Annotated in this window: 5 protein-coding genes and 1 pseudogene; all 6 read left to right on the top strand. The window is 56.7% G+C overall.

The features are described 5' to 3' along the window. On the top strand, positions 1–662 hold a 662-nt coding region (radC, locus tag ACFE7X_RS24835), incomplete at its 5' end, for a DNA repair protein RadC (RefSeq protein WP_375438367.1). Positions 663–770: 108 nt separating this feature from the next. Continuing rightward, complete coding sequence (locus ACFE7X_RS24830; protein ID WP_375438366.1) at positions 771–1418, top strand: DUF1684 domain-containing protein; 648 nt, start codon at positions 771–773, stop codon at positions 1416–1418. 259 nt (positions 1419–1677) lie between these two features. Then, on the top strand, positions 1678–4113 hold the full coding sequence (pheT, locus tag ACFE7X_RS24825; RefSeq protein ID WP_375438365.1) for a phenylalanine--tRNA ligase subunit beta: 2436 nt from the start codon (positions 1678–1680) through the stop codon (positions 4111–4113). A 147-nt stretch (positions 4114–4260) separates the two neighbouring features. Then, a complete protein-coding gene (locus ACFE7X_RS24820; RefSeq protein ID WP_243800066.1) occupies positions 4261–4557 on the top strand; it encodes a hypothetical protein in 297 nt (98 codons plus the stop codon). 36 nt (positions 4558–4593) lie between these two features. Next, positions 4594–4884 carry a cell division protein ZapA gene (locus tag ACFE7X_RS24815; protein WP_044014150.1) on the top strand — a complete coding sequence of 97 codons (291 nt, stop codon included), beginning with the start codon at positions 4594–4596 and terminating at the stop codon, positions 4882–4884. A 135-nt stretch (positions 4885–5019) separates the two neighbouring features. Further along, a pseudogene (locus ACFE7X_RS24810) lies at positions 5020–6246 on the top strand (Rnase Y domain-containing protein); the annotation flags it as partial. Positions 6247–6294 lie beyond the last annotated feature (48 nt).

Below are 6294 nucleotides of genomic sequence, written 5' to 3'. Positions count from 1 at the left end.
GGGCCGAGGAAGACCGGCCCCGCGAAAAGCTGATGCAAAAAGGCCGTGCAGCTCTTTCTGATGCCGAACTGATGGCTATTCTGCTTGGTTCGGGCACCGCCAAGCTGTCGGCCGTGGACGTATCCAAGCTGATTCTAAAAGCCGCCAACAATGATTTGAATGCCTTGGCCCGGCTGTCTATCAAGGAGTTGATGCGCCACAAAGGCATCGGGGAAGCCAAAGCCATTACCATTGTGGCAGCCCTGGAACTAGGCCGGCGCCGCAAAGAAGCTGATGCCCCGGTCCGCACTACCATCACCTGCTCCACCGACATTTACCACCTCGTGCGCCCCAACCTGCAAGATTTGCCGCACGAGGAGTTTTGGGTGATTCTGTTGAACCGGGCCAACGTAGTAATGCGCAAAACCAGTGTCAGCCGCGGCGGCGTGGCCGGCACCGTCGCCGACCCGAAGCTGATTTTCAAGGAGGCTTTAGAGCAACTGGCTTCGTCGGTGATACTGGTGCACAACCACCCCAGCGGCAACCGCAACCCCAGCGCTGCCGACATTGCCCTCACCCGCAAGCTCAAAGAAGCCGGCCAGTTCCTGGATCTGCCCATTCTCGACCACCTGATTTACACCGACGCTGGTTATTTCAGCTTCGCCGACGAAGGAATGCTGTGATTGATGATTATTGAACGGTTGATTGTTATTTGCGGGTTGTTGATTGTTTGCTGCTAAGCGAGATGTTGAAACGACCAACAATCAACCGTTCGACAACCACTTCAAAAAATGCGTCTCAATCCCAAATTGCTTGTCGGCCTTGGCCTGCTCATCGTCTTTGGCTATTTTCTGAAAGACCTAGTTTTCAACGACAACCAATACGCGGCCCGGCTGCGCAAGGCCCGGTTAGAAAAATCCGACAGCTTCCGTCGGGTACAAGGCTCACCGTTGAGCGAGGAACAACGCAACGTTTTCGACAGCCTGCGCTATTACGCACCCAACATCGCCTATCGAGTTGAGGCGCAACTAGAGTTTTTCAGCCAGCGCGATACGGTGGAAATACCGCTCACTGATGGCAAGGCCGACAAGTACTTGCGGTGGGGGCGGGCTTCTTTTACTCTTGATAATCAGCCCCAGAAGCTAACCCTGTTCCTCAAGGCCGACAGCAAAGACTCCACGCTCTTCGTCCCTTTCACCGACAAAACCAACGGCTTCGTTACCTACGGCGGTGGCCGCTACCTCGACGCCCCCAAACCAGTTGCCGGTGACACCGAAATCACGCTCGATTTCAACGAAGCGTATAATCCCTTCTGCGCCTACAACGACGGTTTTGCCTGCCCCGTGCCGCCCCAAGACAACCGCCTAGCCGTGGAAATCAAAGCCGGCGAGCAGGCCTTCCACGACCACGCAGCGCATGGCAAGGACGAAGCTCATTGAGAGTTTAACTAAACAGAACGTTGTCCTTCCGACATTCCGCGCATTAAGCGGAATGTCAGAAGGACAACGTTCTATGCATATAGGTACAACTGCTGATTCTTTGGCAGACGCAAACAGAGCAGTCTTTTGGGCATTGAAGCCGCTCGCCTGAATCCGTACCTTTGCCTCCTCTGTTGCCAGAAGTGAGTTGCCAGTAGTCAATGTACTCGACTACTGCCCTCCAGAGCCAACAATCAACAAGTAGCCTTCAACAAGTAAAATGAAAATATCCCTCGACTGGCTCCGTACGCTTATCCCCACCGACAAACCCGCCGTGGAAATCGGCAAGCTGCTGACGGGCTCCGGGTTGGAAGTGGAAGGCATTGAAGAGCTGGAAAGCGTGCCGGGCGGCCTGCGTGGCGTAGTGCTCGGCACCGTGCTTACCTGCGAGAAGCACCCCGATGCCGACAAGCTAAGTGTCACCACGGTAGATGTAGGCGACGGCACGCCCCGCCAGATTGTGTGCGGCGCGCCCAACGTAGCCGCTGGTCAGCACGTGGTGGTGGCCCTAGACGGTGCCGTGCTGCACCCAAGCCAAGGTGAGCCGTTCAAGATCAAGAAGTCGAAAATCCGGGGTGCTGCTTCCGAAGGTATGATTTGCGCCGAAGATGAAATCGGGCTCGGTACGTCCCACGCTGGTATCATGGTGCTCGATACCGAATTGCCCAACGGCACGCCAGCCGCCGATTATTTCGGTTTGGGCTCTGATTCGGTATTCGAAATTGGCTTGACGCCGAACCGCGCCGACGCGGCCTCCCACTACGGCGTGGCCCGCGAACTGCGCGCCTTGCTGCGTCAGCCCTGCCACCTGCCCGATGTGAGCAAGTTTCACACGCCCACCGAAGCAACCCAAAACATAGCCGTAACGATTGAGGACACTGAAGCTTGCCCACGCTACGCGGGGGTGCTACTGGATAACGTGCAGGTAGGACCGTCGCCGGAGTGGTTGCAGCGGCGCTTGCGCAGCATCGGCCTTTCGCCCATCAACAACGTGGTGGACGTAACCAACTTCGTGCTGCACGAGTTGGGCCAACCCCTCCACGCCTTCGATGCCAACCAGATTACGGGCAATCAAATCCGGGTGAAGCAGGCCGCCGCAGGAGAGAAGTTCGTGACGCTTGATAGCGCAGAGCGTCCTCTGAAAACGGAAGACCTTGTTATTGCCGACGCCAATGGCGCTCCGATGGCGCTGGCTGGTGTGTTCGGGGGCAAAACGTCGGGCGTGTCCAATGAAACCACCCGCGTGTTCCTAGAAAGTGCCTACTTCCAGCCTGCGGCCGTGCGCAAAACCAGCCAAACGCATCAGTTGAAAACGGATGCTTCGTTCCGCTTCGAGCGGGGTACCGACCCGAATATGGTGCTACCAGCCCTCAAGCGGGCTGCCTTGCTGCTCCAAGAAGTGGCTGGCGCCACCGTGGCCGCACCCATCGTGGATGAGTACCCGACGCACATCGGCCACACGCCGGTGCGTTTGCGTTTGCCCCGCGTGGAGAAACTAGTTGGCCAGTTCATTGCGCCCGAGCGTATCCGGCAGATCCTGACCGACCTCGATATTCTGATTGCCGAAGAAAACCAGGACGCCAACGGCCACGCCGAGTGGATTTTGTCGGTGCCGCCGCATAAAGTGGACGTGACCCGCGAGGCTGATATTATCGAAGAAATTCTGCGCATCTATGGCTTCGACCATGTGGCCTTGCGGCCGCATAATTCGGCGTCGTTCCTCGCTAGCTTCGCGAAGCCTGACCCGGAAATTCTGCGCCAGAACATTTCGCGTTTGCTGAGCGGCATGGGCTTTTCGGAAATCATCACCAACTCCATTACCAACTCTGCCTATTTCCAGAAGCCAGGCGAGAAGAACGAGGCTCTCGTACCGCTGCTCAACTTCAACAGTGCCGACCTCGATGTGATGCGCCCCACCATGCTGCACAGCGGCTTGGAAGTGGTGCGCTACAACATCAACCGCCGCCAGCGCGACCTGAAGCTCTACGAGTTCGGCAAAACCTACCACCGCGTAGCCGACGGTCAGTACCAGGAAAAAAACCAACTCATTATCTACCTGACTGGCAACACCACCGCCGAAACGTGGCAGCAGAAGTCGGAGAAGGCAACGTACCACCAACTGGCGGGCGCGGTGCAGCAAGTGCTGGCGGCGCTTGGCTTCGGGGCACCCACTTCGCAGCCGGTGCAGCACCCATACTTAGCTGGTGGCCTCACGCTGCTTGCCCAAAACCAGCCGGTGGCGCAGCTTGGTGCGGTGTCAGGGGCAGTGCTCAAGCAGGTTGATGTAGCGCAGCCGGTATGGTACGCCGAGCTGGATTGGGATTGGCTGATCAAGAAGTATAAGAACAGCCTCGTGGCCCGCGAACTGCCGAAGTTCCCGGAGGTTCGCCGCGACCTGTCGTTGGTGGTCGACAAAACCATCACCTTCGACCAACTCCAGCAGATTGCTCGGCGCACCGAGAAGAAGCTGCTGCAATCGGTGAACGTGTTCGACGTGTACGAGGGCGAGAACCTCGGCGCCGGCAAGAAGTCGTACTCGGTTAGCTTCCTGCTCCAGGACGCCACCCAAACCCTCACCGACCAAGCCATCGACTCGGTGATGCAACGGCTGATTCAGCAGTTTGAACAGCAGGCCGGCGCCATTATTCGGCGGTAGTACAAGAATCGGTTCGGCAACGAGTGGCGCGAGTAGCTAGCCTGGAGCAGTCCGGTGCTTCTGCTGGAAACTTGTGTTGCTCGTTGTAGAACGGATTTCCGGTATTTCGGTGTTACATCGTAGCTTCAGGCAAAAATATCCATTCGCATGGCCTCCTCTCAGCAGCTTGCCCAACTCGACCGCCTGGAGCGGCAGGTGAACACCTTAGTGTCTGCCTATCAGCGGTTGCGTGAGGAACTGGCCGATGCGCAAACTACTGTTGAGCAGCTTCGGGCCGACGTGCGCGACCGAGAGCGGCAGCTCAAGGATTTCCAGAATCAGGAGAATATAGTTAAACTTGTCAACACCATAGCCGGCGAGCCGGCCAATGTCAACGAGCTAAAACTGCGCCTCAACGAATACATCCGCGAAATAGATAAGTGCCTTGCCTATTTGAGGGAGTAACCGCAACCACCATCCACCCCACCCACGACTGCTCCCATGAGCGAACTATCCATTAAAATCCGCATTGCCGAACGGGACTACCCGATGCGCGTCGAACCTCAGGACGAGGAACGGTTGCGTATGGCTGGCCGCCTGCTAGGCGAGCGGATCAAGGAATTTCGCGAGCAATACGGCATTCAGGACAAGCAAGACCTGCTGGCCATGATTGCACTGTCCACGATGGCTGACCGTTTGAAAGTCAGCAAGGAAAAAGATGGTACTGATACAGTGCTGACCGAACGCCTAGCGCGTCTCGATGAACTGCTATCAGGGGTGGTGCTCGTCTGAAAAAGAGAAACAGACGACGCACCAGCGTAATTTTAGTTTGAAACCCCGACAGTGCAACAGGCGCGGCGGGGTTGTTTGGCATATGGCCTTCTTTTCTGGTTGTGGGTTTTATCACCCCTTCCAAAATCATAGCCCATGTCCACCACTATCTATATTGTCTTAGCCGCTGTGCTGGCCCTTGTGGTCGGCATCGTGGTGGGGCGCTTGCTGGCCGGAAAGGCCAACAAGGACCACGAAGCCGAGGCCAAAGCCCGCGCTCAACAACTGCTGGCCGAAGCCGAGCAGCAAGCCACTCGCACCCGCGACGAGCGGATTCAGCAGTCGAAAGACAAGTTTCGTACCCTTAAGCAGGAGTTTGAGCTGGAGAGCCGCCGCCAAAAACTGGCTCTGGAGCAGGAGTTAACCGAACGCCGTGCGACCGTAGTGGAGCAGGAGCAAGCCATCAAAAAGCTTACTGAAACCACGCAGCGCCAGCTAGAGCAGATTCAACGCAAGGAAACCGAGCTGGACGCCACTCGGGAGCGAATTGAAACGCAGAGCCAAGCTCAGCGCGAAAAGTTGGAAGTCCAAGAAGAAAAGCGCCGCGCCACCCTCGAAACGCAATTGGCTAAGCTTCAGCAGCGTGAGGAGGAAGTGGAAACCGAACTGGAGAATACTCGCCAGCACCTCCACGAGCAACTGCACCAAGTGCAGAGCCAGTTGGAAACCATTTCGGGCTTAACGGCCGCTGAAGCGCGCGAGCAATTGGTAGAGTCGTTGAAGAACGAGGCGCAGATTCAAGCTTCTTCCTACATCAAAGATGTGGTGGCACAAGCCAAATTGTCGGCCACCAAAGACGCCAAAAAAGTGGTGCTGGAAACCATTCAGCGCACGGCGGCAGAGCATGCCATTGAGAATTGCGTGTCGGTGTTCAACATCGAATCCGACGATGTGAAAGGCAAGATTATCGGCCGCGAAGGCCGCAACATCCGGGCGCTGGAAGCTGCTACGGGTGTGGAAATTATTGTGGATGATACGCCCGAAGCCATTATCATTTCCGGCTTCGATCCGGTGCGCCGCGAAGTGGCCCGTTTGAGCTTGCACTTACTGGTGAAAGATGGTCGGATTCACCCGGCCCGCATCGAGGAAATCGTGGCCAAAACCCGCAAAAACATCGACGAGGAAATCGTGGAAATCGGCGAGAAAACCATCATCGACCTTGGCATTCACGGCCTGCACCCCGAGCTGATCAAAATGGTCGGCCGCATGCGTTTTCGTTCCAGCTACGGCCAAAACTTGCTTCAGCACTCCCGCGAAGTAGCCAACCTCTGCGCCACCATGGCTGCCGAGCTCGGCCTCAATGTGAAGCACGCCAAGCGCGCCGTGGCTTACGCCAAGTAAGGAGGTAGTTAAGTACGTGAAGTAGTGTAA

The organism is uncultured Hymenobacter sp., from assembly GCF_964242765.1.
Taxonomy (GTDB): domain Bacteria; phylum Bacteroidota; class Bacteroidia; order Cytophagales; family Hymenobacteraceae; genus Hymenobacter.
The sequence above is the reverse complement of the archived record's forward strand: the minus strand, read 5'-3'. Positions and strand labels throughout refer to the sequence as shown.

Coding starts and splice junctions, on each gene's coding strand:
- pheT (WP_375438365.1), top strand. CDS start 1,678: ATGAAAATATCCCTCGACTGGCTCCGTACGCTTATCCCCACCGACAAA.
- ACFE7X_RS24820 (WP_243800066.1), top strand. CDS start 4,261: ATGGCCTCCTCTCAGCAGCTTGCCCAACTCGACCGCCTGGAGCGGCAG.
- ACFE7X_RS24815 (WP_044014150.1), top strand. CDS start 4,594: ATGAGCGAACTATCCATTAAAATCCGCATTGCCGAACGGGACTACCCG.
- ACFE7X_RS24830 (WP_375438366.1), top strand. CDS start 771: ATGCGTCTCAATCCCAAATTGCTTGTCGGCCTTGGCCTGCTCATCGTC.